This window comes from Vibrio casei, assembly GCF_002218025.2.
Classification (GTDB): domain Bacteria; phylum Pseudomonadota; class Gammaproteobacteria; order Enterobacterales; family Vibrionaceae; genus Vibrio; species Vibrio casei.
The window spans coordinates 1-24,739 of sequence record NZ_AP018681.1 but is presented as its reverse complement, the minus strand read 5'-3'; the positions used below and the strand labels follow the sequence as shown (position 1 = coordinate 24,739).

Annotated in this window: 22 protein-coding genes and 1 pseudogene; 10 read left to right on the top strand and 13 right to left on the bottom strand. The window is 40.1% G+C overall.

The annotated features are described in order from the left end of the window. Positions 1-54 precede the first annotated feature (54 nt). Positions 55-762, top strand: coding sequence for a murein tripeptide amidase MpaA (gene mpaA, locus VCASEI_RS13000; RefSeq protein WP_197709608.1), 708 nt, complete (start codon positions 55-57; stop codon positions 760-762). Positions 763-970: 208 nt separating this feature from the next. Here the strand turns inward: mpaA and map are convergent, their stop codons facing one another. The 3 genes from map to VCASEI_RS12985 all read right to left on the bottom strand — a co-directional run bounded on the left by map (position 971) and on the right by VCASEI_RS12985 (position 2,926). Beyond that, on the bottom strand, positions 971-1,747 hold the full coding sequence (map, locus tag VCASEI_RS12995; RefSeq protein ID WP_264298551.1) for a type I methionyl aminopeptidase: 777 nt from the start codon (positions 1,745-1,747) through the stop codon (positions 971-973). Then, the gene (locus VCASEI_RS12990) at positions 1,740-1,964 is read right to left on the bottom strand and encodes a ParD-like family protein (protein WP_086959986.1); all 225 of its coding nucleotides are present in this window, start codon (positions 1,962-1,964) and stop codon (positions 1,740-1,742) included. The genes map and VCASEI_RS12990 overlap by 8 nt, the downstream gene beginning before the upstream one ends. Before the next feature lie 167 nt (positions 1,965-2,131). Continuing rightward, positions 2,132-2,926 (bottom strand): AraC family transcriptional regulator, encoded by a 795-nt coding sequence (locus VCASEI_RS12985; RefSeq protein ID WP_086959987.1) that lies wholly within the window; start codon positions 2,924-2,926, stop codon positions 2,132-2,134. Between the two features lie 336 nt (positions 2,927-3,262). On the opposite strand from VCASEI_RS12985, the gene VCASEI_RS12980 reads away from it, so the two are divergent. Next, on the top strand, positions 3,263-4,288 hold the full coding sequence (locus VCASEI_RS12980; RefSeq protein WP_089110710.1) for an NAD(P)-dependent alcohol dehydrogenase: 1,026 nt from the start codon (positions 3,263-3,265) through the stop codon (positions 4,286-4,288). Positions 4,289-4,348: 60 nt separating this feature from the next. Here VCASEI_RS12980 and VCASEI_RS12975 read toward each other — a convergent pair whose 3' ends face one another. From VCASEI_RS12975 to VCASEI_RS12965, 3 genes are all read right to left on the bottom strand, one after another. After that, complete coding sequence (locus VCASEI_RS12975) at positions 4,349-4,585, bottom strand: LysR substrate-binding domain-containing protein (RefSeq protein WP_086959989.1); 237 nt, start codon at positions 4,583-4,585, stop codon at positions 4,349-4,351. Between the two features lie 124 nt (positions 4,586-4,709). Then, entirely contained in the window at positions 4,710-5,684 is a 975-nt protein-coding gene (dgcA, locus tag VCASEI_RS12970) for an N-acetyl-D-Glu racemase DgcA (RefSeq protein ID WP_086959990.1), read from the bottom strand. A gap of 58 nt (positions 5,685-5,742) precedes the next feature. Then, positions 5,743-6,384: a YdcF family protein gene (locus VCASEI_RS12965; RefSeq protein WP_086959991.1), complete on the bottom strand. Its 642-nt coding sequence runs from the start codon at positions 6,382-6,384 to the stop codon at positions 5,743-5,745. A gap of 773 nt (positions 6,385-7,157) precedes the next feature. On the opposite strand from VCASEI_RS12965, the gene gltS reads away from it, so the two are divergent. The 5 genes and pseudogenes from gltS (at position 7,158) to VCASEI_RS12940 (ending at position 13,942) form a co-directional block, all read left to right on the top strand. Continuing rightward, positions 7,158-8,381, top strand: coding sequence for a sodium/glutamate symporter (gene gltS / locus VCASEI_RS12960; RefSeq protein WP_086959992.1), 1,224 nt, complete (start codon positions 7,158-7,160; stop codon positions 8,379-8,381). Between the two features lie 128 nt (positions 8,382-8,509). Beyond that, entirely contained in the window at positions 8,510-9,892 is a 1,383-nt protein-coding gene (locus VCASEI_RS12955) for an MDR family MFS transporter (RefSeq protein ID WP_162621103.1), read from the top strand. Between the two features lie 60 nt (positions 9,893-9,952). Then, complete coding sequence (locus tag VCASEI_RS12950; protein ID WP_170924565.1) at positions 9,953-10,855, top strand: 1,4-dihydroxy-2-naphthoyl-CoA synthase; 903 nt, start codon at positions 9,953-9,955, stop codon at positions 10,853-10,855. Positions 10,856-11,063: 208 nt separating this feature from the next. After that, positions 11,064-12,063: pseudogene (locus VCASEI_RS12945) on the top strand (IS110 family RNA-guided transposase). A gap of 335 nt (positions 12,064-12,398) precedes the next feature. Continuing rightward, positions 12,399-13,942 (top strand): IS3 family transposase gene (locus VCASEI_RS12940; protein ID WP_110957763.1). Its coding sequence is split into 2 segments (ribosomal slippage): positions 12,399-12,864 and positions 12,864-13,942, totalling 1,545 coding nucleotides; the frame shifts between segments, so codons are not numbered across the junction. Positions 13,943-14,109: 167 nt separating this feature from the next. Here VCASEI_RS12940 and VCASEI_RS12935 read toward each other — a convergent pair. Next, entirely contained in the window at positions 14,110-14,994 is an 885-nt protein-coding gene (locus tag VCASEI_RS12935; protein WP_086959995.1) for a helix-turn-helix transcriptional regulator, read from the bottom strand. Between the two features lie 53 nt (positions 14,995-15,047). On the opposite strand from VCASEI_RS12935, the gene VCASEI_RS12930 reads away from it, so the two are divergent. Next, entirely contained in the window at positions 15,048-16,442 is a 1,395-nt protein-coding gene (locus VCASEI_RS12930; RefSeq protein WP_089110655.1) for an MATE family efflux transporter, read from the top strand. 176 nt (positions 16,443-16,618) lie between these two features. Next, the gene (locus VCASEI_RS12925) at positions 16,619-16,912 is read left to right on the top strand and encodes a hypothetical protein (RefSeq protein ID WP_162621068.1); all 294 of its coding nucleotides are present in this window, start codon (positions 16,619-16,621) and stop codon (positions 16,910-16,912) included. An 86-nt stretch (positions 16,913-16,998) separates the two neighbouring features. On the opposite strand, the gene VCASEI_RS12920 is transcribed toward VCASEI_RS12925, so the two are convergent. From VCASEI_RS12920 to VCASEI_RS12900, 5 genes are all read right to left on the bottom strand, one after another. Continuing rightward, a complete protein-coding gene (locus tag VCASEI_RS12920) occupies positions 16,999-17,697 on the bottom strand; it encodes a tellurite resistance TerB family protein (RefSeq protein WP_086959998.1) in 699 nt (232 codons plus the stop codon). A 307-nt stretch (positions 17,698-18,004) separates the two neighbouring features. Beyond that, a complete protein-coding gene (locus tag VCASEI_RS12915; RefSeq protein WP_089110653.1) occupies positions 18,005-18,880 on the bottom strand; it encodes an NAD(P)-dependent oxidoreductase in 876 nt (291 codons plus the stop codon). A 120-nt stretch (positions 18,881-19,000) separates the two neighbouring features. Further along, on the bottom strand, positions 19,001-19,726 hold the full coding sequence (locus tag VCASEI_RS12910) for a YebC/PmpR family DNA-binding transcriptional regulator (RefSeq protein ID WP_086960000.1): 726 nt from the start codon (positions 19,724-19,726) through the stop codon (positions 19,001-19,003). Positions 19,727-19,820: 94 nt separating this feature from the next. Then, positions 19,821-20,030, bottom strand: coding sequence for a DUF3283 family protein (locus VCASEI_RS12905; protein ID WP_086960001.1), 210 nt, complete (start codon positions 20,028-20,030; stop codon positions 19,821-19,823). Between the two features lie 295 nt (positions 20,031-20,325). After that, positions 20,326-20,523, bottom strand: coding sequence for a PA3496 family putative envelope integrity protein (locus VCASEI_RS12900; RefSeq protein ID WP_086960002.1), 198 nt, complete (start codon positions 20,521-20,523; stop codon positions 20,326-20,328). Positions 20,524-20,947: 424 nt separating this feature from the next. Here VCASEI_RS12900 and VCASEI_RS12895 point away from each other — a divergent pair, with 424 nt between their 5' ends. Next, entirely contained in the window at positions 20,948-21,415 is a 468-nt protein-coding gene (locus VCASEI_RS12895) for a hypothetical protein (RefSeq protein ID WP_086960003.1), read from the top strand. Between the two features lie 138 nt (positions 21,416-21,553). Here VCASEI_RS12895 and VCASEI_RS12890 read toward each other — a convergent pair whose 3' ends face one another. Beyond that, complete coding sequence (locus VCASEI_RS12890) at positions 21,554-23,530, bottom strand: replication initiator protein RctB domain-containing protein (RefSeq protein ID WP_086960004.1); 1,977 nt, start codon at positions 23,528-23,530, stop codon at positions 21,554-21,556. Positions 23,531-24,739 lie beyond the last annotated feature (1,209 nt).

Sequence of the window (24,739 nt, the reverse complement as noted above, 5' to 3'; positions counted from 1 at the left end):
TGATGCAATCCGCATAGCGTTGGGATTAGGAATAGATTAGGAAATCACATGGCTATCAATCTTCGTGCCCGCCAACAACGTGGTCAATTTGAACATAAACCGATCACTTATGGACACTCCGTTTTGGGCGCGCCACTCTACTATTTTCCTGCTCAAATAGAAGATAAAAATACCGGGCTTATCATTGCGGGCACACATGGCGATGAAACGGCGTCTATCGTTAGCCTATCTTGTGCGCTTCGATCTATTGAGCAAAACCAACTTCGGCATCATGTCATTTTAAGTATGAACCCTGATGGCAACCAACTTGGTACCCGTTCTAACGCCAATGGCGTGGATCTAAATCGTAATTTTGCTAGCCAAAACTGGCAACAAGGTGGCACGGTATACCGCTGGAGTACTGACGAACCGGAACGTGATGTGCAAATAGGCACAGGTGAATTCGGTAATTCAGAGCCAGAAACCCAAGCCTTATGCCAACTGATCGAACAATTGCACCCCGCATGGATTACCTCCTTCCACGAACCTTTAGCCTGCATTGATGATCCAAGCCATTCCCCCTTGGCAAAGTGGTTAGCCAACAAAATGAATTTACCCATGGTAGAAGATGTCGGCTACGACACACCTGGCTCATTTGGTTCTTGGTGTGACGAACATGATTTGTTATGTGTCACCGTAGAATTACCCCCTGTTTCTGCCGACTACGCGTGTGAACATTATTTGGATGTGCTGATGGAATTATTAGTGTCTGATGGTAATTAGGCAACAGGATTAGGATTTATTGAATAATATGGGTTTAAACTCATCCTGCACATGAGCGATGCTTGATCTCGCTTTCATGTGAGTTTCGTTAGTGTGAGAGATTCCGAAATGACGATCTTCTAGACAGATAAAACGCGAGTTCAATCTCACGTTGTTCTCATTGATATAAATGATTGAGACCCAAAGAAAATGACTTTGCTCCTCGTCACTATATTGATTCTTCAGCTCGTAGAGTTAAAACTTCATACCCTGTCTTTGTCACCAAAATAGTATGCTCTGACTGAGCTGACAGCTTTTTATCTCTTGTCACCACCGTCCAGCCATCTTTTTTCGTTTTAATTTTAGCCGAACCTTGATTGATCATTGGCTCAATAGTGAATGTCATGCCTTCTTTTAAAGTCAACCCCTGGTTGGGTTTACCATAATGAAGCACTTGAGGTTCTTCGTGCATTTCTTGTCCGATACCATGCCCACAATATTCTCTAACGATACTATAGCCACGTGATTCCGCATAACGTTGTATTGTATTTCCCACATCACCAAGTGTTGCACCAGGTTTTACTTGTCTTATCCCTTCCCACATAGCCTCATAGGTCACTTGTACCAGTCTCTTCGCTACTGGGCTGGCATCTGGCATTGCATACATTTTGCTTGAATCAGCAATAAAACCATTCTTCTCCAAAGTTATATCTAAATTAATAATATCTCTGGATTTTAAAATTTGCGATGCTTTAGGAACACCATGACAGACAACGTCGTTAATGGATGAATTTAATACATATTGATAGCCATACTGCCCTTTACTTGCAGGACGAGCTTCTAGTTCATTCACAACGTAATTCTCAACAAAGTCATTAATGTCCATTGTCGATATTCCGGGTTTAATGTAATCGTCTAAAGCATAAAAGACCTTGGCAAGTAACTTACCTGACTCTCTCATCAATGCAATTTCATCGCTATTTTTGATATTAACGGAACTATTCAACCATTGCCTCTTCATTATTTTTAATGTTTGTTGCTGATACTGAAGCAGATAACCATAACTCCGATACCAACTGATTGAATGTGAGGTGTGGATTAAGCTCTGCCATCATGCCCATTTTTATCCAAAACTCAGCCTGAGAGTTAATAGAGCGATGCATCGCACCACTCGCTTTTCGGATTTCTTCATGAAGATCTTCTGAAATTTTAACAATACCCATAACACCCAATCAATATACAAAGTGAATACGAAACGTATATGAATCGAATATTAAAGTAAAGGTAAAACTAGGTTAATATATTCTAATGATGTTCATTCACTATTCCCATCGGAGTAGAAACCTGATGAATCTAATCGCTACAACTGATAGAAATTGATTTGTTAAATCTAAACCATCAATCTATCTTGCGATGGTGGCAATCCAAATAAACGACTGTATTCTCGGCTAAACTGGGAAGCGCTTTCGTAACCAACTTGATAAGCGGCAACCGAAATATCCACATTTTGTAGGATCTGATTTCGGGCCTGATGCAAGCGCAATTGTTTTTGGAATTGCAGCGGCGTCATGGTAGTAATCGCTTTAAAATGCTGATGCAATGACGACACACTCATATTAACGTGCTGAGCTAATGATTCCACTTTCATCGGCTGATCAAAATGTTGATTCAAATATTTGATGGTTTGTGACACTTTATGACTCGAGCTGCCTTGAATGCATAAATGGCGCAAACGGCTTCCTTGCTCGCTGAGTAATAAACGGTATATCACTTCACGCTGTAACATTGAGTAAATCACCGCAATATCATTTGGATTATCAAGCAAGCGAACTACACGAGAAACGGCATCCATTAATGATTCAGGTAGCGTCGAAATTGAAATCGCTTGTGAATCTGGATCTCGATATATCGTGTCATCGATTTCTTGAATAAGCCCCGTCACGATGTTGATATCTAGCTCAAAAACGACACTTAAATAGGGCTTATCTATACTCGCATCCGCAATACGCGATAAGATAGGAATATCAATCGATGAAATTAATCCTTTACCTGCCGATAAGGGTTGGTTATCACCAAATAAGCTGATCATCTTACTGCCTTGTAGTGTCACCACTAAGCTCGGCTTATACATAGTGGCATCACATTGAGTCGGCTTTGATGCTTTAAATAGGCAAAAATCCGCCATTGGTGTACTGGTTACAGTGCCTCATTTGTATGTCTCTGAACAATTTCAATCATCTCATGATATTTATCAAGGCATGAATGCATCTCATTATTTTCCCTATTTCAGAATGTTTAATTATTTGCTTACCACTCACCGTCATTCATACGTTTTGACTAAAACAGTGTGTTTTCATTCTAATCGATGAATCAATCACAGGCTTTGACTTAATGAGGGTTTTGTAGAAATAGGCAAGCATAGTGTAGGAATAAGATAATCACTTCTTCAATCCTTGACTACAATGACTATCAACAACTTGTTACTCCCCTACCCACTTTTAACGAACAAAAAGGTCATCAAATGAAAACAATTGGATATTGTGCTCACGATAAAAACTCACCATTGGTACCGTTTACCTTCGAGCGACGCGCTCTACGCAGTAATGATGTGGCAATGGAAATTTTATACAGCGGTGTTTGCCATAGCGATTTACACACTGCACGTAATGACTGGGGTTGGACAACTTACCCAAATATTCCGGGCCACGAAATTGTTGGACGCGTCATTGAAGTGGGCGATCATGTCGCGGTCGGTTGTATGGTTGATAGTTGCCAAGAGTGCGATCCCTGCCACCAGCACGAAGAACAATTTTGTGAAAATGGTATGACACAAACTTATAACAGCCCAGATCGCCAAACCGGTGACATTACAATGGGTGGGTTTTCTAAGCACCTTATCGTTCGTGAAGAGTTTGTACTGAGCGTGCCGAAAACATTGGATTTATCTCGCGTTGCGCCACTACTGTGTGCGGGCATCACTACTTACTCTCCTCTAAGAACTTGGAACATCACCAAAGATAGCCGTGTCGGTGTGATTGGCATGGGCGGTTTAGGTCATATGGCCGTAAAACTTGCCGCCGGTATGGGCGCAGAAGTCACCGTGATCAGCCGCTCTGAAAGCAAAAAAGATGACGCGATGGAGCTTGGCGCTGATCATTTCTTAATTTCAGAAGACAGCGCGCAGATGGAAAATAAAGCCAGCCATTTTGATCTGATCATTGATACGGTACCAGTGAAACATGACTTAAACCCGTATACTCCGCTGCTTAAAATTGACGGTACTTTGGTATTAGTTGGACAAATTGGCCCTGTCGCAGAAGTCATGACAACACCACTAATCATGGGACGTCGCCGTATTGCAGGATCTCTTATTGGTGGCATTAAAGAAACTCAAGAAATGCTAAATTTTTGTGCGGAGCACAATATTTTGCCTGAATGTGAAATGATTCGCATGGACGAAATTAATGAAGCGTTTGAACGCATGGAACGTTCTGATGTGCATTATCGTTTTGTGATCGATATGTCTTCACTGCAAACCGAAGCGTAATTTTATACTGAATAAACCGAACCATTTAAACCAACCTGAAGACGCATTTTCAGGCTGGTTTTATTTCTGAATTCGTAAGGCATCTGCTACCAATTTAAAAGCAGGAGAGGACAATTGGCGGTTTGGATAATATAGATAATAGCCATCAAACGGCTCACACCAATCGGTTAATACTTCAATCAATTCACCAGATTTTACGTAATCTTGTACCATATCCTCAGGTAAATAAGCTAAACCGATTCCAGATAATACGGCATCTAATCGATTTGCAGAACTATTGAATACGACTTCTTCTATTGGCTTACTTTAATGATGGATCAGCTTCAGCAATAATAACCATCATGTGCTTATTCACACTATTAAGCTTCTTGATGGTTTTCAGGGCTCCCCGCTCTCCGAGGGCTACCCCTAAATATAAAAATTAACCCCATAACTTTTCATCCATAACTTGCATGGATGAGACCGTAAACTCAAAGCCACTTGGTTCATCTTCAGCGAGCAAAAGTGGCCCATCAAGATCAACAATGTCAGCACCTTGTGCCACAACAAAAGCCGGAGCCATACCTAATGAACTGCCTACCATGCAGCCTACCATAACTTTCAGACCTTGCTCTAGAGTGGCTTTTTTTAAGGCCAGTGCATGCGTTAAGCCTCCGGTTTTATCCAATTTAATGTTAATCATGTCATAGCGGCCGGCAAGTGTTTGTAAACTGTCAATCCCATGACAAGATTCGTCGGCGCAGACGAGAATTGGGCGATCTAATCCATCTAACCAATGATCATTCTCACTAGGAAAAGGCTGTTCGATCATCGCGACATTAAGTTCAACCAATCTTGGGATCATTAGATGATATAAGTCAATATTCCAACCTTCATTGGCATCGACAATAATCATGGTTTGAGGAGCATTAGCTCTGACTGCTGCTACCCGCTCAATATCACCTAGGCCTGCAAGCTTCAATTTTAAAATAGGGCGTGCCTGATTTTTTTTCGCGGCTTCACCCATTTTTTCTGGTATATCAAGCGACAATGTAAAGGCGGTCGTTAACGCACTCGGCTTTATATCGAGTAATTGCCAAATCGATTGATGTTGCTGTTTACACTGTAAATCCCACCATGCGCAATCTAATGCATTACGCGCAGCGCCAGCCGGTAACCATTTTGCAAACTCTTTAGCCGTTGTATGTGCTGTCAAATTCGGTGCTATCATGGCAAGATCTTGCTGTACTTGCTCTATCGATTCACCGTATCGAGCATAAGGAACACATTCTCCACGACCAGTATGGCCGTTAGACATTAATTCAACCACCACCACATCAGCATGAGTTTTTGAACCACGCGAAATGGTAAACGCGCCAGCAATGGGCCAAGATTTTGTGGTTACCATCATTCTCATTCGTCCATTCCTTCCACTCTTTTCGTTTACTCGCGCAATAATTAAGATAGTTGATTTGTTATAAAATCGTCTGTTCGTCATACCCAATGGCGAGTAAGGATTCTAATGCGTCATCCAGCTCTGGAGACCACGGTTGTTCAGCAAAAAATCCTTGAGGTGGATAGTGTTTCATACGCTGTAACTCCCCAACCATTAAGTTGATGACTTCCGTCGAAGGATGTAGTGCACTACAGTAATCCAAAAAATCATACTGAGGAGACGTCACTTGCGCTTTAATATTTGGCCAAACCTTTTCACTTGTTGCCAGTGCTCGCCTTTCCATATAGGGTTTCTGCACTAACGTAATACTTTGTAAAGTGATTCCTTTTTTCTCTAAAAGCTGCTGTGTGAACTGAAAATTCTCCCCTGTATTAGTCGATTGATCTTCTAATAAAATAGCATAGTGAGGTACCCCACAATCCATCACAACTTTGGCAAAGGTTTCAGCTTCTGATAATTCAAACACTCCATCGGTCATCCGGCCTTTTCCTCCAGAAATAATCACCAAAGGTGCAATTCCTTGATGGTAGAGCTCTGCCGCCCTTTCCCCTACTCGTAAATCTGAACTACCTAGTAGTAAAATAGCATCACTCGCTTGAAGGGTTTGATTGAGCTTAAAGTAATTCCAAACTGATAAAACTTGCTGATAATAACGAGCCATTCTTTTCTCCTTATTGATAGGTCGACGAATATAACCATGCACAACGCCATAAGTGTCTAAACCATATCGCGGTAACGTCGCCAAGTTAAGTAGGTGTTTCAAATACGAAGGCCGTATTTGAAACACCTACTTTTGTATACTCTACTCGAGTTCAAGGATGGGAGTAAGGAGGGATATCAATAAAATCGCACAGAAGAAGATATAGTGGTGTACCGTATTCCGGCACTCTAAAAGTAGTGTAAAATTAATGTCTTGAAACTAAACTTTTCTCAGCATTTTGACGATTACAGTCTCGGCAGAAACACACGGGGTCCATTTTGTGGTAATGTACGCCGCTGAAAAGTTGATTGATCAATTCATTAAATTTTTGCAACTTAGTTTTGATCGACAAATCATCCTCAGCGCGTCTGCGTAGCACTTCCTTATGTTGTGTGTCGCGACAACATGAGTGGCAGAATAAAACAGGCATGACGAACTCCAAGAATATTATATAGATACGAAAAATTTATTGTCCCAGATGGTAAGTCTTTCAATAAGTAGCACGTCATAAAATTGAAAACTTAGTGTCAATAATGCAATCAACATCAAAGTTTGTCGGATCTGTTCACATTTTATTCACTCATTATTTCTTTGGCTTCAAACTCTCTCGTCAATACTGTGCATGGTATTGACGTGACATTCTTCAGTATAGACAAATGAATATCGCTTTCTTTGCCTACGCTAAAAATCGAGCCAAATATTTTCTATTTTAAAATTACTTTTAGAGGCAGTATATGAATACAGTTTATCCTGTTGGTTCTATCGAGTCTTTTTTACTGGCGATTTTCGTCTTGCTGTTAGGTCACTTTATTAATAGTAAAGTACCATTTTTAACAAAGTACAAAGTGCCAGAGCCGATTGTTGGTGGCTTGATCGTCGCGGCAATCATCACTATTCTACATTTTCAACACATTACTTTAGAGTTTGATCTGCCACTTGAGCACACATTAATGTTGCTCTTTTTTACCACTGTTGGACTCTCTGCTAGCTACTCGCAATTGTTGAAAGGTGGTAAGAAGGTTTTTATCTTCCTTGGCGTAGCATCAATTTATATTATTATTCAAAATGCGGTAGGGGTTGGCTTAGCTGAAATGTTAGGGATTGATCCATTGCTCGGATTAGTTGCAGGCTCAATTACCTTATCAGGAGGACATGGAACTGGTGCAGCTTGGGCAAGTACTTTCCAAGATAGATATGGCTTAAATACCTTAGAGTTTGCGATGGCCGCCGCCACTTTTGGGTTAATTATGGGGGGTATTATTGGTGGTCCGGTAGCTCAAAGACGCATTCAAAAACACAATTTAATGTCCGAATACGGCGCAGGGGATAAGCACCACGATGCCTTCCCAGATGTTGTTACTTATAACGATCGTGAAGAAGACAATGTCTCTGCCTATCGTGTCATTGAAACCTTAGCAACCATGCTCGTGTGTGTGGTTGGTGCCATTTATATGGAGCAATGGGTCAATACTCTGCAAATTAGTTGGATGAAAATTCCTGATTTTGTTTATGCTCTATTTCTTGGTGTGATCATTACCAACCTATTTGAGCTAACGGGAAAATATAAGCTTAATACCGATACGGTGGATATTCTTGGTACTGTATCGCTTTCACTGTTTTTGGCAATGGCATTAATGAGCCTTAAATTATGGGAGATTTTTTCTCTTGCAATTCCTCTACTGGTTATTTTATGTGTTCAAACCCTTATTTTGGGGGTGTTTGCTTACAATGTAACCTTTAGAGTTATGGGATCTAATTATGATGCTGCGGTTATCACAGGCGGACATTGTGGATTTGGTTTAGGGGCAACGCCAACAGCGGTCATGAACATGGGGTCATTAGTCACTCACTATGGTCCTTCACCTCAAGCGTTCATGGTCGTACCCATCGTGGGAGCTTTCTTTATCGATATTGTTAACTTAATTATCATTCAAGGTTATTTATCGTTTATTGGCTAAGCTTTGATCTCGTTCATTGTTATATTTAATAGAGCAGTTAGATACTGCTCTATTTGATTACTTTTCCCAACTGTCTTTATTTTTCAGTTGTGTAACTCTTCCGAGGATAGATTGTGACTGAACAGAAGATGGTTTCCCCGCAAAAAATATTTATGAGTGTTGCACTCGTGATAGCTCTGGGATCGTTAGAAAAAAGTATCGTTACGACACCACTGCCGATGATTGGCGATGCGTTAAATGCCGGTAATGCGCTTACTTGGGTCGTAACCGCCTATCTACTTGCCGCAACGGCCGTTTTACCAGTTTATGGAAAACTAAGTGATATTCTTGGTCGTGTCAGGATGCTGTACATTGGCATTACTTTATTCATTATTGGTTCTGCCGCTTGTGGCTTTGCACAAGACTTACAGACATTAATTATTTCAAGAGTCATCCAAGGTATTGGTGGAGGGGGGTTAATCGCTCTCGCCTTTACCGTTATTGCCGATTGCATTCCAGCACGTGAAGTCGGTAAATACCAAGGATTTATTTCAATGGTATATGCCGTTTCAAGCATTGCAGGCCCTTTACTTGGCGGTTACTTTGCCGAACACCTTTCATGGCGCTGGGTATTTTGGATTAATATTCCATTAGGGTTGATCGCAGTCTTTTTAATTCGACGCAATTTAGCTCATCTTAATAAAAAGCGAGATTCAAAATTCGATTGGCTTGGTGCCATGATGTTAATGATCTGTTCCACCAGCTTATTACTGCTTTTGTCACCAGAAGCTGAGTTGCCAATATCTTGGACTGGAGGCGCTTTTATCGCTTCCATTTTATTGCTCATCATTGTTGAAAGACGAGTCTCCGATCCCATGCTGCCAGCCCGCCTCGCCAAACTGCCAAATTATTTGGTCTGCATTGTATTAATTCTTTGCTCACAATTACTGATGTTTGCCATTTTGGTGTATTTACCCATGCAAATGCAGTGGCAAAAAGGATTATCGGCCTCAGCAAGTGGCGAAATCATGGTTATTTTCATGATAAGCATTACTCTCGGTGCTTACTGTGGCGGTAAGTTAGTGAATAAATCAGGTGAATATAAGCGCTATGCTTTGTTTGGTTTCTTTTTAGCAGCCGTCAGCTTTGCGATGATTCAAAATCACCTTTTCCCTGCCGTTGCACTTGGATTATCAGGGCTTGGCATTGGCTTCACTTTACCCGCATTAGGCGTCGTCGTACAAAACGTGCTTCCACCAAAAGACAGAGGAATTGGGATGTCTTTATTTAACTTTGGTCGGGAACTTGGTGGTGCTATTGGTGTTGCCGCATGTTCAACAGTTTTCCAATTAAGCTTAAATCATAATGGTGTAGCCAAAGAATCTAGCCTCGCCGATTATAGCCCACAAGCTTTAGCCAGCGGATTTAATTCTATTTACTTACTCATGGCTGTCATGGCACTTATCGCCATGTTCATCACCTTATTTGCGCTAAAAAAACAAACTTTAGCGACTGAAATCGATCAAGATTAATCCATAGGGTATACACTTAACGTCATCGCATATACCCAGAAAAAATAAAGGTTTGTCATCATGAATAACGTTTCTGATATTTTTAATCCTGAAGATTGGCAAGAAGTCGAAGGCTTTTCTTTTGAGGACATCACCTACCACCGGTCAGTCGATGCGGGCGTGGTTCGAATCGCCTTTCACCGCCCGGAATGTCGCAATGCTTTTCGTCCGAAAACCGTAGATGAATTATTCTGCGCTCTTGAACATGCTCGTATGTGGAGCGATGTCGGCTGTGTTTTAATTACAGGTAATGGGCCTAGTGCACGCGATGGTGGTTGGGCATTCTGCTCCGGTGGTGATCAACGTATTCGCGGTAAAGATGGTTATAAATATGAAGGTATGCCTCAAGATCAAGTCGACCCTGCCGCGCTTGGACGCTTACATATCCTTGAAGTACAACGGTTAATACGGTTCATGCCAAAAGCGGTGATTGCAGTAGTGCCTGGCTGGGCGGCCGGTGGTGGCCATTCACTTCATGTTGTTTGTGATATGACCATCGCTTCTAAAGAACATGCCATCTTTAAACAAACCGATTTAGATGTTGCTAGCTTTGACTCTGGCTATGGTTCAGCTTACTTAGCCAAAATGGTTGGCCAGAAAAAAGCCCGTGAGATCTTCTTTTTAGGTTTAGATTACAGCGCGCAAGATGCATTTGAAATGGGCATGGTGAATAAAGTCGTGCCTCATGCCGATCTTGAAAAAGAAGCACTGGAATGGGGTAAGATCATTTGCCAAAAATCCCCAACGGCACTGCGTATGATGAAATTTGGTTTGAACATGACCGATGATGGCATGGTTGGACAACAACTCTTTGCAGGAGAAGCCACTCGTCTTGCTTATGGTACTGACGAAGCACGCGAAGGCCGTGATTCTTTCTTAGAAAAACGCCCAAAAGATTTCTCTAAGTTTCCATATCACTATTAATTCTTTTAGTTAGCCTAGATAAAACAACGCCCTGAGCTTAACAAAGTTCAGGGCATTTTTATCCCTGTTGATGCTGGGAGGCAATGCTTTTAACTGATTTTTGGACATGAATGAGTTTAAGATCTATCCAGTAATATTAGAAATATCCAACAACCGTCATGCCGGAAACGAGGCACGAGTTATCCGGTATCTACTCGAAGCGCGCTGTATGAGATTCCCGCTCTCGCTTAGGCTCGGCTGGAATAATCAAGCGGGAAAGAAAGTCAAAAAACGGATTCTGTCCCGCTCTGAATTATTGCCATTCTTTAGTACATTAGAGCCAACTGTTGTGGTGATTGAATCTTGTGGAAGTGCCAACCATTGGGGAAGAAAATTTACCGAATTCGGCCACGAGGTGAAATTGATAGCACCACAATATGTGATGCCTTATCGAAGAAAAAATAAAAACGACTTTAATGATGCTGAAGCAATAGCGGAGGCGACTCAGCGAAGTAATATGACATTCATGCCAATCAAATCGATTGAGCAACAAGACGCACAAATGTTATTACGTATTCGGGATAGGCATGTTCAAAATCGAGTACAACTCAGTAATCAAATCCGTGGATTACTTGCCGAATATGGCTTAGTTATCCCATCTTTGGGAAAAGCAGCGTTAAGAAAAGCATTACCTGAGTTTCTAAGAAGATGCCGAGAATACTTTAACCGCTTCCAGCCGCTCTTTATTCTTAGAGTTATACGAAGAATTGCTTCAGTTAGATGAGGTAATTAAGGGACATGATAAAAAAGTAGAAGAAGTCTCTAAGTTGAATGACATCTGCCTTCGAGCTCAAACGGTTGTGGGCATTGGGCCAATTACCGCAGCCGCTCTTTATGGAGCAATAGGCGATGGGAATAATTTCAATAATAGCCGTCATTTTTCAGCTTGGTGTGGATTGGTTCCAAAACAGAATTCAACGGGAGGAAAGAGCGTTTTGTTAGGAATAACAAAACGAGGTAACCCTTACTTGCGAACCTTGCTTAATCACGGAGCCAGAACAGTTTTAAAAAACTGTGAAGGTAAAAACGATAGATTGAGCCTATGGGCTCAAAAACTCAAGAAAGAAAAGCACTATAATCAAGCATGTATTGCAGTAGCCAATAAATTGGCCAGAATAGTCTGGGCTGTCATCAGCAAAGATGAAGAATACCAAGTAAATTACCTCTAAGTAATAAAGAAAAAGCGATACAAATATAGAGTTACAACGCTCACCATCAGTTGCGAAATGAGTTTGAACGGATAATAGACAGTTAAACTGTGCTACTTAAAAACTATCCTTGTCATTGGCTCGAAGAAGCCGCCGGAATGATAAAGTTAAGTAGAAGCAGATTGCATCCAGGCTATGGGATTAATGCCCAATAAATAAGCCGAATATATGAAGGCAATGACTATTTTATTAACTGCTCAAAATCACTTGCAAACTGGGTGGGTCCATATACCCTCTCTGTCAGACTAGTTGTCGCGCTTAATATTCAACCATTAAACAGAGGGCGTGGAGTAACAATGAAACATTATTCAGCGCAAAGCAAAGAGTCGGCTCTTCAGAAGATGATGCCTCCAAATAATATAGCAATAGCCCAATTATCAATCGAGATGGGGATTGGTGAATCAACCTTGTATAATTGGCGAAAACAAGCAATTGATAAGGGGCATTTAGTGCCAGGTGATGGAAAGAATGCTGAGCAGTGGTCATCAGCAAATAAATTCTCAGTCGTGTTGGAAACAGCCTCTTTAAATCAAGCTGAGTTAGCGGAATATTGTCGAGGCAAAGGTCTTTATGTGGAACAAGTATCGGCTTGGCGAAATGCGTGTATAGATGCAAACGCTAACGTTAAAGAGCAAGAAAAAGCCTTCTCCACCGAAACAAAGAAAGATAAAAAACAGATCAATCAATTAGAAAAGGAGCTACGTCGAAAAGATAAGGCACTCGCTGAAACCGCAGCACTATTGGTGTTAAGAAAAAAAGCAAATGCGATCTGGGGGGAAGCCGAGGACGAATGATCCTCGACTCAGCTCGCATTCAAGCAGTTAAACTAGTTAATGAAGCTGTGAGTTCTGGTGCGCCAAAGTTTAAAGCTTGCCGTGAACTTGGGATCAGTGTCCGGACGTATCAACGTTGGACTGTTGACGGGAACATAAAAACAGATGGTAGACCAATATCTCAGCGCCCTGAGCCAAAAAATAAGCTATCAAAAGCAGAGAGAGATAACATATTAGCCATCGTTAATAGCGATGATTTTAAGAGCTTACCACCAAGCCAAATCGTCCCTACATTAGCAGATGAGGGTATTTATCTTGCTTCTGAATCAACATATTATCGTGTTCTTCATGAAGAAAAACAGCAAAACGCTCGCGGACGTAGTCAGATAAAAGAGAGAAAAGTACCGACGACACACTGTGCTACAGGGCCAAACCAAGTGTGGTGTTGGGATATTACTTGGTTACCAGGCCCCGCTAAAGGGCTGCATTTTTATTTATATTTGATACTCGATATATTTAGTCGAAAGATTGTTGGATGGGAAATTCATGATGACGAATCAGCAGAAAATGCATCAATATTAATTAAGAAAGCTCATTTAAAAGAAGGAGTTAAAGATAATCCTCTGGTACTGCATTCGGATAATGGAAGCCCAATGAAAGGCTCATCAATGCTTGAAACACTTTATAGTTTAGGTGTCGTGTCGTCTTTTAATCGTCCTAGGGTGAGCAATGATAATGCTTATGCTGAGTCGATATTTAAAACGTGTAAATATCGCCCTGACTATCCGTATAAAGGGTTTTCAACAATTGATGAGGCGCGTAGTTGGGTGTTGAAATTTAGCCACTGGTATAATTTTAACCACAAACATAGTGGCATCAAATACGTCAGCCCACATCAAAGGCATTCAGGATTAGCGGGTGACATATTGGCTAATAGAAAAGAAGTTTATCAAGGTGCTAAAGATGCTCACCCTGAGCGCTGGAGCGGTAATATCCGTAATTGGGATTTACCAAAAGAAGTGTACTTAAACCCTGAACAAAATAGTGTCAAGGCTGAGAGTGCATAACGTAGTGATCGCGACAACTAGTTTGACAAACACCGTATATGACACACTTGAGGATAGTTAAATCTTAGTGACAAGTATTTTCATTGGTAAAGAGAAAATATTGCTTCGTTGGTGTTGCTTCGCTGGTGTAGCTAGATGAAGTAAATAGCACGACTCTCTACACATACTCATAGTTTATTTTTACGGTAGTCTCTTGGCGACATGCCATACCTTTTCCGAAAACGATGCGTGAAATTATAAGGATCAGGATAACCCAAACGATGAGCGATCATGGTAATACTCCAATCTCGATGGTGAAGCAGATCCAAAGCTTTTTCCATTCTTAACCGGATCAAACGCTGACTTGGACTTTGATCATACAGTTGCTTTGAAATTCTATTTAATTGCTCTTCACTCAAAAAACTACGTTTGGCGATTTCTTTAACCGTCCACGGCAAGTGCAGTTGCGCTTCTACTTGGTTAAACACACTGTGCACGCGCATCGAAGCATTGGACGGATGCACATCGGTCGAGCCAAGCATCACACGGGTTAATTCGCTTAAAAGCAATTGTCTAAATGTCGTCCTCCCCTGTATTTCTTGATGTGTTAAGTTTAATAACGACCATACCGATTCGCATAAATGTGTCTGCTCTACACGCTGTAGGCTGCCTTCAATTTGTCGCCATTTAGAAACCGGTGGCAATAAAATCCAAGCCATCTTCCAATATGGCTGCTCGCCCAATTCAAATCGAAATGGCATCCCCTGAGGCAATACGGTGACGGTGTTCGATTGTATCTGTTGTATTCCATGGCGAGTGGTTAAGCATCCACCACCTTCAAGCGTAAATAAAATAGTGTGTATCTCAGGTTCACGTCGTTCTACAGAATAACCCTGAGAAAACTCCCCTAGGCCAGCCATCGAGATTTCTTCCATTATCAACTCAGGGATCTCGGAAGACACGATAAAACGCTCTTTACAAGCCTCGGCTAAATACACTTCATCTTGCCAATGACGATTGAGCAACTCTTGTTCAATGACGGATTCACACAGGTTTTTCGTGATTTCAAACATGTTGATTAACCCAAAGCTCTTTTATATTTGCGACTTACCGTGAGGATCGCCCTATGTCCATTCAACCACACTCTTGTACTCAAACCAATCCACCCATATCACACTTACCGCCTCGGTTGTTTTCAAGAGTGATAAAATTGGCTTTTCCGGTCGCTCTACAAAGTGCACTCGTCGCAATTCTAGCCTTGGCCGATGTATTAATGGTGAGTGATTTTGGCCAAACGGCAACTGCCGCAGTGGGAATAGCCTCACGTTGGCATTTTGTTGCGATCATGATCATGGCCGCATTGGCAACCGCAACCGGTACTTTAGTTTCCCAATATTGGGGGCGAGACGATAAAGCTACCGCCAAAACGGTCAGTATGATGTCCTTAAAATTTGGGTCATTGATCATGATCCCTGTCACGCTATTAATGGTGGGATTTGGATCGCAGATCATGCGCATTCAAACCGATGATGTCCTTGTGATCCAACAAGGCGCAGACTACTTATTGTATAGCCTACCGTTATTAATGCTGACTCATTGGGTGATTACAGCAGAAGCGAGTTTACGTTCCAGTGGTAATGCGGTTTTGCCATTAATATTGGCCGCTATCACTATCGCCATCAATATTGGCCTCAACTTTTGGTTAATTCACGGAGGGTTTGGTGTGCCGGCGATGGGAGTAGCAGGAGCCGCGCTTTCTACTACCATCTCACGAGCCATACAAGTGGGCTTAATTTACGGTACCTTAAAATATCAAAAAAATTGGCTTATTATCAGCGGATATCAAATCAATAACCCTCGTTTATGGCAATCCTATAAACGACTCGCCATTCCAAATGCGGCGAATGCTGTGTTATGGGCATTCGGGACACTAACTTACCAAACGATCTACGGACATATGGGCACCACCGAGCTCGCTGTTTATAGCATGATTGGGCCTTTTGAAGGGTTATGCTACGCCATTTTTATGGGGATTTCGGTAGCATGCTCCGTCATACTCGGACAATCACTCGGGCGCGATGAATACTTACAAGCTCAAGCCATGTCTCAGTTTTTTATAAAATCGATCATAGCGATGGGTATCGTAGCCTGTGGCATTATGTTACTACAACGCGATAACGTCATCGCGTTTCTTGACTTAGACAGCCCAAACTTTAATGGTATTGCCGACCCTGCTTTTACTGTCATGAGTTTTGCTATCATTATTCGTATGCTAAATATGTTGATCATCAATGGTATTCTACGCGCTGGTGGTGAAAACCATTTTTGTTTACGTATGGATTTCATCGCAATGTGGATGGTGGGTATTCCTTTAACCGCTTACGGAGCTTTTGTAGCAGAGCTAAGTTTTGCTTGGGTATATCTACTTATGATTTCAGAAGAAATTGTTAAGCTATCTTTATGTTTTACTCGTTACTTAAAGAAAAAATGGCTCAATAATCTTACTATTCAAACCGCTTAGCCGTTTGATTCGTCTTTGATCTTAGCCTTAATATTTGCACTGCAATGTGAGGATAAGGTCAAAAAGAGAAATTCCTCGCAAAACAATCACCGCTATCAACTTGATGCTTGGAGATCCCCTTCTCTTCATTCATGGTGTGCTCATTAAATAGCCAACATTTATCGGTTAATGGCACCATGAAAAAAATCGCCTTTATTTTTTTACTTATCCTGGCTCTATGGCAATTTTTTTACCAAGAGCCGCCACAATCAACAAAAAATCAAAAACAGAGAATTGCAGCATTCTTTGATATGAGCAGCTCAACATCGTCTCCTCAATCATCCATCCAGGAAGGCTTTCATTGCGATCGTCGACAAACTTGTAATGAAATGAACACCCAAGCAGAAGCCGCTTATTTTTATCAGCACTGCCCTAATCAAAAACTGAAAATAGCTCCTGATGGAACACCTTGCGGAACCTTCTTTAAGTAGAAAAGCGAACCAGACGATTCGCTTTTAAAATCATGGATATCAATAGTATCACCATTTTATGGCGGTCTATCCTTTATTAAAACAACTCAACCATTATCCTGCGTTTTCACTTGCTCATCCAATTCAGCAATTAACCCAGCTTCCAGGTTAAGTTTATTGGCAAGTTCTGTTAAGTACGCTTTTTCCATAAAGTTTTCTTCCGCTACAATAATTTTACTCATTAAATAGACTTCAGCGGCTAATCCTGGAGCATGGGTATTTTGAGCTATCTCTGCCGGATCGAGGGGTTTCTTCAACTCTCTTTGTATAAAATCACTCAACTCTCTCGATTCGCCTAAATTATCAATAAAAGAGTCGATTGTGGCTTGCTCTTTTTCATCAATATGACCATCCGCTTTCGCCGCAGCAATCACAGCCTGCAGCAACTTTTTGCTTCTCTCATCCAAGTCATCATTGATCTCTTCTAACGATGGCGTTTGTGACGGGGCAACTGCGCTTTGATTTTGTTGCTGCCAATTTTGGTAGGCTTTAAAAGCCAAACCTCCTAGAGCAGCAACCGAACCTATTTTCAGCGCACTCCCCCCAAGTTTACGGCCCTTTTTTGTCCCAAGTAACAAAGCGACAGCTCCAGCGGCTACCGCCCCTTTTCCCATACCACCGAGCATGGCTTTTCGCTCATTACTATCATCAGGAACATTTAATGAGCTTTGTGCCAAGCTTCCACCTTTCTGAGCCATTTGTTGACCAGCGGCGAGTAAACTATTTAGTAGGCCTTGAGCTTTCATATTAATTCTCCTTTACTTAACCAAAGAACATACAATGACAATGATAAAGACGTTATATGAGTTTATTGTTAAAGATAAATTATCATACTCACTTCAAATCAAACGGTTATTTTAGGCTATCAAAGTCAAAAATTCACAAAGTAAGTGACTGGTCAAAGTTCAGAGTATTCAATGGAACTTATCGTCAATTCAATAACCTCTTTTTTGTGGTAAATGATTTGAAAAGCGAATCACCATCCTCAATTGATGATAAAAATCGAACCAGATGATTCGCTTTTTTAAGTGGTTTACAAACACGTTATAGTTTTTATTGCTTCGATATTTTCTGAACCGCTTTGTGCAACACGGAAGTGTCCATGCGGTTATCCCCTGACTCTGCAAGAGAAACATAATCATCATAAGTTTGTTTGGTATGAGCTAAGTTTAATCCATGCTTACTGGCTTCATCTAAACAAAAACCTAAATCTTTAATCATCCAATCAATCGCAAAGCCAAAATCATATTTCCCCTCAGACATCGTCACGGCACGGTTTTCCATCTGCCACGATCCCGCGGCGCCATTTTTTAAGCAATTGACTAAATTTTCAATATCAAGTCCAGATTGTTGAGCTAACAATAAACCTTCTGATAAACCACGTAATGCCCCTGCGATGCATATCTGATTCACCATTTTAGCCCTCTGCCCCTGCCCGACGCCTCCCATTAATACCGATGATTTACCATAAGCATTAAAAACTGGTTGGAGTTTATCAAATAGAGATTGTGCGCCACCACACATGATGGTCAACACACCATTTTCTGCCCCACTTTGCCCACCGGAAACAGGTGCATCCATAAACTCAACTTGAACCTGCTGAGCCGCGAGTGATAATTCTTCCGATAAAGATGCTGAAGTGGTGGTGTGATCCACTAAAACAGATCCTGGTTTCATAAAACGTAGAGCCCCTACGTCACTGGTCGTCATGCTGCGAACATCGTCATCATTACCTACACACAATACAACGACATCAGCGTCTTTCACACACGCTTCAACGCTACTCTCCACCTTACCTTTATATTGAGTTACCCATTCTTGCGCTTTAGCATATGTACGGTTAAAGACCGTGACATCAAAACCGTATTGGGTTAAATGGCCTGCCATTGGAAATCCCATAACACCTAAACCAATAAAACTCACTTTCATACCGACATCTCCTTTTTATATCAATCTAAAGTCAATCAATGATAGAAACAAAAACACCGAGCGGTAGGGCTCGGTGTTTGGTCATTAATCTAACCATTCAAGCTATTAAGCCCTTTCTGGTTATTCTTCTTCTAATTCCGCATTGTGGTAAACCTGTTGAACATCATCACAATCATCTAACATGTCCAAAAATTTCTGGAATTTAGCCACATCTTCACCCGTTACAGGTGTATGGTTTTGAGGGACAAAAGTAATCTCTTCTACATCAACCACGAGATCTGGGTATTCTTCACTTAATGCTGTTTTCACTTTAAAAAATTCAGTATGTGGTGCAAAAACCGTGATCACACCATCTTCAAGTTCAATATCCGTCACATCGACATCTTTCATCATTAAAACTTCTAATACCGCTTCTTCATCTTCACCTTTAAATTGAAAAACGGCTTGATGATCGAACATATGTGCAACCGTACCAGGACTACCTATTTTAGCACCTGTTTTTACAAAGCACTGGCGAACGTCTTGAAACGTACGGTTGCCGTTATCGGTTAAGCAATCAACAATAACGCTCGCGCCACCAGGTGCAAAACCTTCATAACGAGCGGGTTGGAAATCCTCACCACCACCGCCATTCGCTTTATCCAATGCTTTTTCGATAACATGAGCGGGGACATTATCTCTTTTCGCTTTGGTAATAAGATGCTTAAGCGAAAGGTTCATATCTGGGTCTGAACCACCATTTTTCGCCGCAACGTAAATTTCTTTACCGTATTTTGAATAAACTTTAATTTTTGCGCCTGCAGTCTTCGCCATTGAGGCTTTGCGCACTTCAAAACTTCTTCCCATGGGGTTCTCTCTGATTCTATTTAACGCATTATGTTCATCATAAGAGCTTGCGTAATTGATCTGTCTCTTATGATCTCAGATGATGGTTAGCCGTTTATGCTACACCCATTATCCGTTTGTATTTTTGGATGGCTTGTTCAAAAAAAGCCCGCTCATCCGGATTCCGAATTTTTTCCGCTTCACTGATCAACAAATCAGGCCCAGCTTTCGCTTGCTTCAATTGCCACACAGCATAAGAAGCTTGTTTATCTAATTCGATTTTATTTTTCTCAGCTGAAGGCAGCAAAGATAAATTGATGGTCATTCTATTGCCCTTTATTCAAGAGTCTTAAGACCTCGAAATATACCATAGCAGGTTACAAATAATAAAAAATATTGAAAAGTTTACACTGTAAATTGCATTTAATGGCGCAGTTGCTTCTCTTTATTAGGCTATAACCTTTCTATCAGGATAACGCCGTTGAGATTATTTAAAGATAAATTATAGAAAATCTAAGTAAAAAAACAGGGTGTACTGAATTATCAGTCACCCTGCTATTTGCTTACGATCTAAAATTACCATGAAAGGCAAAGAGAAAACCGAGCGCAATAATTCTTTTTTAGTGAAGTAAACCTAATTCTCTTGCTTCTTCTAATGTCAAACCGCTTTCACGGATCTCTTTTAACATTTCAATTCGACGTCGAGCTTCTGCATTCTTCACTTGTTTTGAAGTGACTTTTACATTGGACTCATCTTTGGCATCCCAAGTTGTTGCAATTTCAGTCATGTCATCGTGATCAATTGAATTAATCGACATAATTACCTCCAGAAAACCATGTAGAAACAAAGTGGATATTAAGCAATATAATGCCGCTTTGTTAAGTAAATAAAACACAGAGTGTGACCAAACTCAGAGTTCAGAAACATGGCCTTCATCGCATTCATTTACGGCTTATTGTTTCTTAGCAACTGGGTGTAGTTCAAAAACTTCATCACCCACAAGTCAATACTTAATAACGCTTCACAGAGCATTAAGTTCAACACTCCTAACTATATAGATAGCAGATGCGCGCATTTTAGGTAAATTTTTTTTACTGGCAAGCTCAAACTTGATGAAAATTTCTTTCACTATAACAACCGCTTAAATTTAGCTCGATTTGATAGACAAAATTGATACTTTCAAACCGATAATTCAATAATCCACTACAATAATAAAAACAATCAAGCGCACGAGGCATACTATGGAACTCATAACTTGGTTAGAACACATGCAAAAATGGTATCAACGAGAGCATAAGTCTTCGATTTCAGATCTCGTTTCATTAATCCACTCTCCACCTGATATGCTCTGGCAACCACACCACTCTCATGTTCAGTTAAAAGCCATTGAGATATGGTTAGATGGCTGTATGAAAATATTCCAATATTTCCAAGAGCTTTCACACGAGAAACTCGCCTATCAATATATAGAATTAGCCTACGGTCGAATTCAATCGATGACAGCCAATCCACACTCATCCTTAGAATTACGTTACTGGGGGGCCCATAAATTGGATCAATTAACTGTTTTAATGCTGGAATGCTGCCAATCACAGCCAGATTGTGTAGAAGCAAGTGATCAGGTAATCGAATTACACGTCGCTTTTATGAGTCAATTAGGCGAGATTAATATGCACCAACATGATCAAAGAAAAGAGTCGGAACGATGATCAAGGTAACGAAAGCATGATCAAGAGATCCTTGATCATGCTTTCTTAATAACACATCAAACGCTTATTTTTAAACATAAAAAATACGGCCATATAAGCCGTATAATATTATCGAAATAAAAAAGATATCGAATATGATTAAGCGGTATTAGCCATTTCATCTAATGCACGTATGACCATTTCATCAATATGTCCTTCAAAAACTTGTTTACAGACCTTCCGGCGCACCGCTAACCCACCAATTAACTTTTCTATTGAAAGGTGCTTAGCTTTCGTCTCTTGATTAAATAATTCAATGGTTTTACTTAACGTTTGATATGGGACTACCTGCTCACCTACTCGCAGCCAATCTAGCTTACTAACAAGCTCATTACACTCTTCCTGAATAGAAGCAAAGGGATGACCAGTCATTGCTGATAAAGCCGTAATACTGCGTTCTAGCGCTTCTGGTGACGTATATTTGGATAAGGTTATAGTAATTTCATCAGCATTTATTTCAACTAAGTGCTTCTTCTGTTTTACACGACGGCCTAAGCGCCCTCTTGGTGAAGGATCTTTGCGTTGAATCGGTTCAAATTCTCCATCAATGATTTCAGATAACTCTTGCAATTTCTGCTTTGAAACCAATTCATGACGTAGCGGGTTTGGTAATGTAGGAGCCATATTCCGCTTACCTGCATTAGTAGTACGAGCACGAGAAAAACGTAATACTTCTTCCGCATCACAACGAATATCAATTTGATAATCTTGAACTTTCCCTTTATCCATCAAGGTCGTGATTGTCAAATGATAGCCCCATAAATTAACGACAAAAAGATCTTCTGTCGTTTTACCTTCAGACAGCTTTCTTAATTCACGAATAAGATCCATTGAAAAACGACGCCATTCAATATTACGAGCAAGTTTTTGATTAATCTCACTAAGTAACATAGATTCAGTTAAACGGCGTACTAGGCGGCTTCTGAAGAAGGTGTATAGCTGAAATACTAAAGTATGCTGTTTCAATATTTCAGGTGGGAATAAGAAAAAGTAATCTTTCGTTAATAATTCTTCAAAAAATGATGGCTCCCAAACCAAAATATACAAATTAGGTTTAATTCGAATTTCGCCTGTTGAGCTTTCTGTTGGTGCTTCATCTGACGCAGTGATCGTTCTAGCAATAAATCGAAAGCGATCACTTTTAAACCCTTCAGGCATATTTTCGCTTAACCATCTTCCCGTTAGTTCATGTAATTGAAAGTCAGTAAACTCAATACGATCAATACTATCTCGAATAGAGTCGCGAGCCGGTCCGCTGTCTTTCTTTCCCCGTAAAGATAAGATGTCCGTTATATATAATGGGGTCTTATTTGGCATCTGCTTTGCGTTCATATGATAGTCATCTTGATGATGTTCATGATATTGAACGGTTAACGTAAACAGAGCAAATAGAGTCATGAGATCATCGACTGTCATGATATTTTTTGATGATCGCGTTTCAATAATCGCACGAGTACCTGAAATAGAAACCATTGATTTTTGGTAGTTTTTTCTCGTTCTTGGTGGTGCTAAAGCTTGGTCAATAATCCCCGCCCAATTGGTTGGAGATACTATAAATTGATCCGCTTCATCGCGCATAGCTGGTGGTGTGTATAATCCGTGCTCATTCAAAAGTTGACGATTTACTTGTGTTTGAGCTAATGCTTTTGAACGTTTTTGTTTTTCATTTTGCCGAGTAGTGTCAGTTTTTAGGCTTGTTGCCCCTAAAATTGAAATTAATTGATTCGGATTTACGAAGGAATGAAGCATGGTTTTACCGGCTAGACCTTCTTCAAATCTAACTGGAACTTGGCTAAATAGACCAATAGAAACGGCTGCTCGTAACCTTTGCTGAATTGCTGCTCTGGTGAGTTGTCCATCAGTTGATTCAATAAGTTCAGTGGTTGAGACTAATCCATCTTTACTTGAAAGACCTCTAAGCGAAATTAAGTTTAATAATTCAATAATGCTTTTGGTTACGCCTTTAAAATGTTGATACTGCTCGATCCAGTCGATCGTATGCTCTGAAATCAAAAATAAGTGGCCACCTTTGTGGTCTCTCGGTAATTTTATTAAGATCTTTTCAGGGCTAGGCATAGCGATTCCATTTATCATTGGCTGTAAAATTAGCATCGTTCCAAGAGAATAAATAAAAAAGATCAAAAAAGAAAGGAAAAAATGCTTTTCTTTAAATAACTGATCTTTTTGTTTATATGATCTTAAATGGTTATATGATCTATTGATCTGAACATAAATCTCCTTCCAAGGTAATGATAATAAAAGCTATTTTTTTTTAACGCTTGAAAGCATGATCAAGATGTAATCTGAACGATGATCATTGTTATAATGAAAGCATGATCAATTTCAAGCAGAAGAATGATCATAAAATTATCGAAGCATGATCATATTCATTTTGAAACGATGATCATCATTAATTGACAACTTATCCACAAGCCTTGATGTTGTCTTTTATATTTGGGGTTAAAAATATAGGGAACGATGATCAAGTATTCGTATTTCTGATGCTTATTTTTTCTTTCAATGTTCCATTTTCAGAGAGATAGCTCATTTTACGAAGCATGATCAAGCGGATAGCGATAATTTTTATTTTTATTATAGGGATATTATCGTTTAAGGTGTCAGTTCAAATAACAATAGATGTAATCTATACAAGGGATTGCATGCTTCCAGAGTTATATTTATCTTGATCATTGATCCGAATATTGATCTTCTTTTTCATCCTGTCCAAATTTACACGTCTCTCATGATCATGTTTCCTTTGGTGTATTTCAACGGTATAGGAAACATGATCAAGGCTATATTTTAAAAAATTATTATTTATATTGTATTTTTTCTTTCACATTAAAATTGTTTAAGGTGTTTAGAGTGTGTCGTACCCTCCCTTTATCCTTTTATGTCGGCATTATTAACGTATATTTTATTTTTTGGTTATTATCGATTGTTTATTGAGCAATATAAAGGTGACTAATAATTTGTATATATTATTGACAGGTTGAAATGACAAAGACCGTAAAATTTTACATATTTATAATCGTTCCGTATTTATTCTTATTTACATTGTAAATAGGTGACACCGTAACAGTTTAAAAGTTTTTAAATTTATTAGTAAATACTTGCAAAACTTTCAAATAAAAACGTGATCTAATTTAAGTTTTTTCATTGTTATTGCAAATAAATTACAATTTCGCATTAAAAGTATCATTGTGTTAAATGTTCACCAAATTATTGTTTTTATGGTATTTTGGTGTACACTGTTGGCATTGGTTAAGTTGATTGGAAAAACTT

What these genes read in the sequence shown, in the direction of transcription:
- VCASEI_RS12895 (WP_086960003.1), top strand. Translation starts at nt 20,948, where the DNA reads ATGGAACTCATAACTTGGTTAGAACACATGCAAAAATGGTATCAACGA.
- VCASEI_RS12910 (WP_086960000.1), bottom strand. Translation starts at nt 19,726, where the DNA reads ATGGGAAGAAGTTTTGAAGTGCGCAAAGCCTCAATGGCGAAGACTGCA.
- VCASEI_RS12900 (WP_086960002.1), bottom strand. Translation starts at nt 20,523, where the DNA reads ATGTCGATTAATTCAATTGATCACGATGACATGACTGAAATTGCAACA.
- gltS (WP_086959992.1), top strand. Translation starts at nt 7,158, where the DNA reads ATGAATACAGTTTATCCTGTTGGTTCTATCGAGTCTTTTTTACTGGCG.
- VCASEI_RS12920 (WP_086959998.1), bottom strand. Translation starts at nt 17,697, where the DNA reads ATGAAAGCTCAAGGCCTACTAAATAGTTTACTCGCCGCTGGTCAACAA.
- VCASEI_RS12935 (WP_086959995.1), bottom strand. Translation starts at nt 14,994, where the DNA reads ATGTTTGAAATCACGAAAAACCTGTGTGAATCCGTCATTGAACAAGAG.
- VCASEI_RS12990 (WP_086959986.1), bottom strand. Translation starts at nt 1,964, where the DNA reads ATGGGTATTGTTAAAATTTCAGAAGATCTTCATGAAGAAATCCGAAAA.
- VCASEI_RS12950 (WP_170924565.1), top strand. Translation starts at nt 9,953, where the DNA reads ATGAATAACGTTTCTGATATTTTTAATCCTGAAGATTGGCAAGAAGTC.
- VCASEI_RS12965 (WP_086959991.1), bottom strand. Translation starts at nt 6,384, where the DNA reads ATGGCTCGTTATTATCAGCAAGTTTTATCAGTTTGGAATTACTTTAAG.
- VCASEI_RS12980 (WP_089110710.1), top strand. Translation starts at nt 3,263, where the DNA reads ATGAAAACAATTGGATATTGTGCTCACGATAAAAACTCACCATTGGTA.
- VCASEI_RS12985 (WP_086959987.1), bottom strand. Translation starts at nt 2,926, where the DNA reads ATGGCGGATTTTTGCCTATTTAAAGCATCAAAGCCGACTCAATGTGAT.
- VCASEI_RS12955 (WP_162621103.1), top strand. Translation starts at nt 8,510, where the DNA reads ATGGTTTCCCCGCAAAAAATATTTATGAGTGTTGCACTCGTGATAGCT.
- VCASEI_RS12905 (WP_086960001.1), bottom strand. Translation starts at nt 20,030, where the DNA reads ATGACCATCAATTTATCTTTGCTGCCTTCAGCTGAGAAAAATAAAATC.
- dgcA (WP_086959990.1), bottom strand. Translation starts at nt 5,684, where the DNA reads ATGAGAATGATGGTAACCACAAAATCTTGGCCCATTGCTGGCGCGTTT.
- VCASEI_RS12925 (WP_162621068.1), top strand. Translation starts at nt 16,619, where the DNA reads ATGAAAAAAATCGCCTTTATTTTTTTACTTATCCTGGCTCTATGGCAA.
- VCASEI_RS12930 (WP_089110655.1), top strand. Translation starts at nt 15,048, where the DNA reads ATGTCCATTCAACCACACTCTTGTACTCAAACCAATCCACCCATATCA.
- VCASEI_RS12915 (WP_089110653.1), bottom strand. Translation starts at nt 18,880, where the DNA reads ATGAAAGTGAGTTTTATTGGTTTAGGTGTTATGGGATTTCCAATGGCA.
- VCASEI_RS12890 (WP_086960004.1), bottom strand. Translation starts at nt 23,530, where the DNA reads ATGCCTAGCCCTGAAAAGATCTTAATAAAATTACCGAGAGACCACAAA.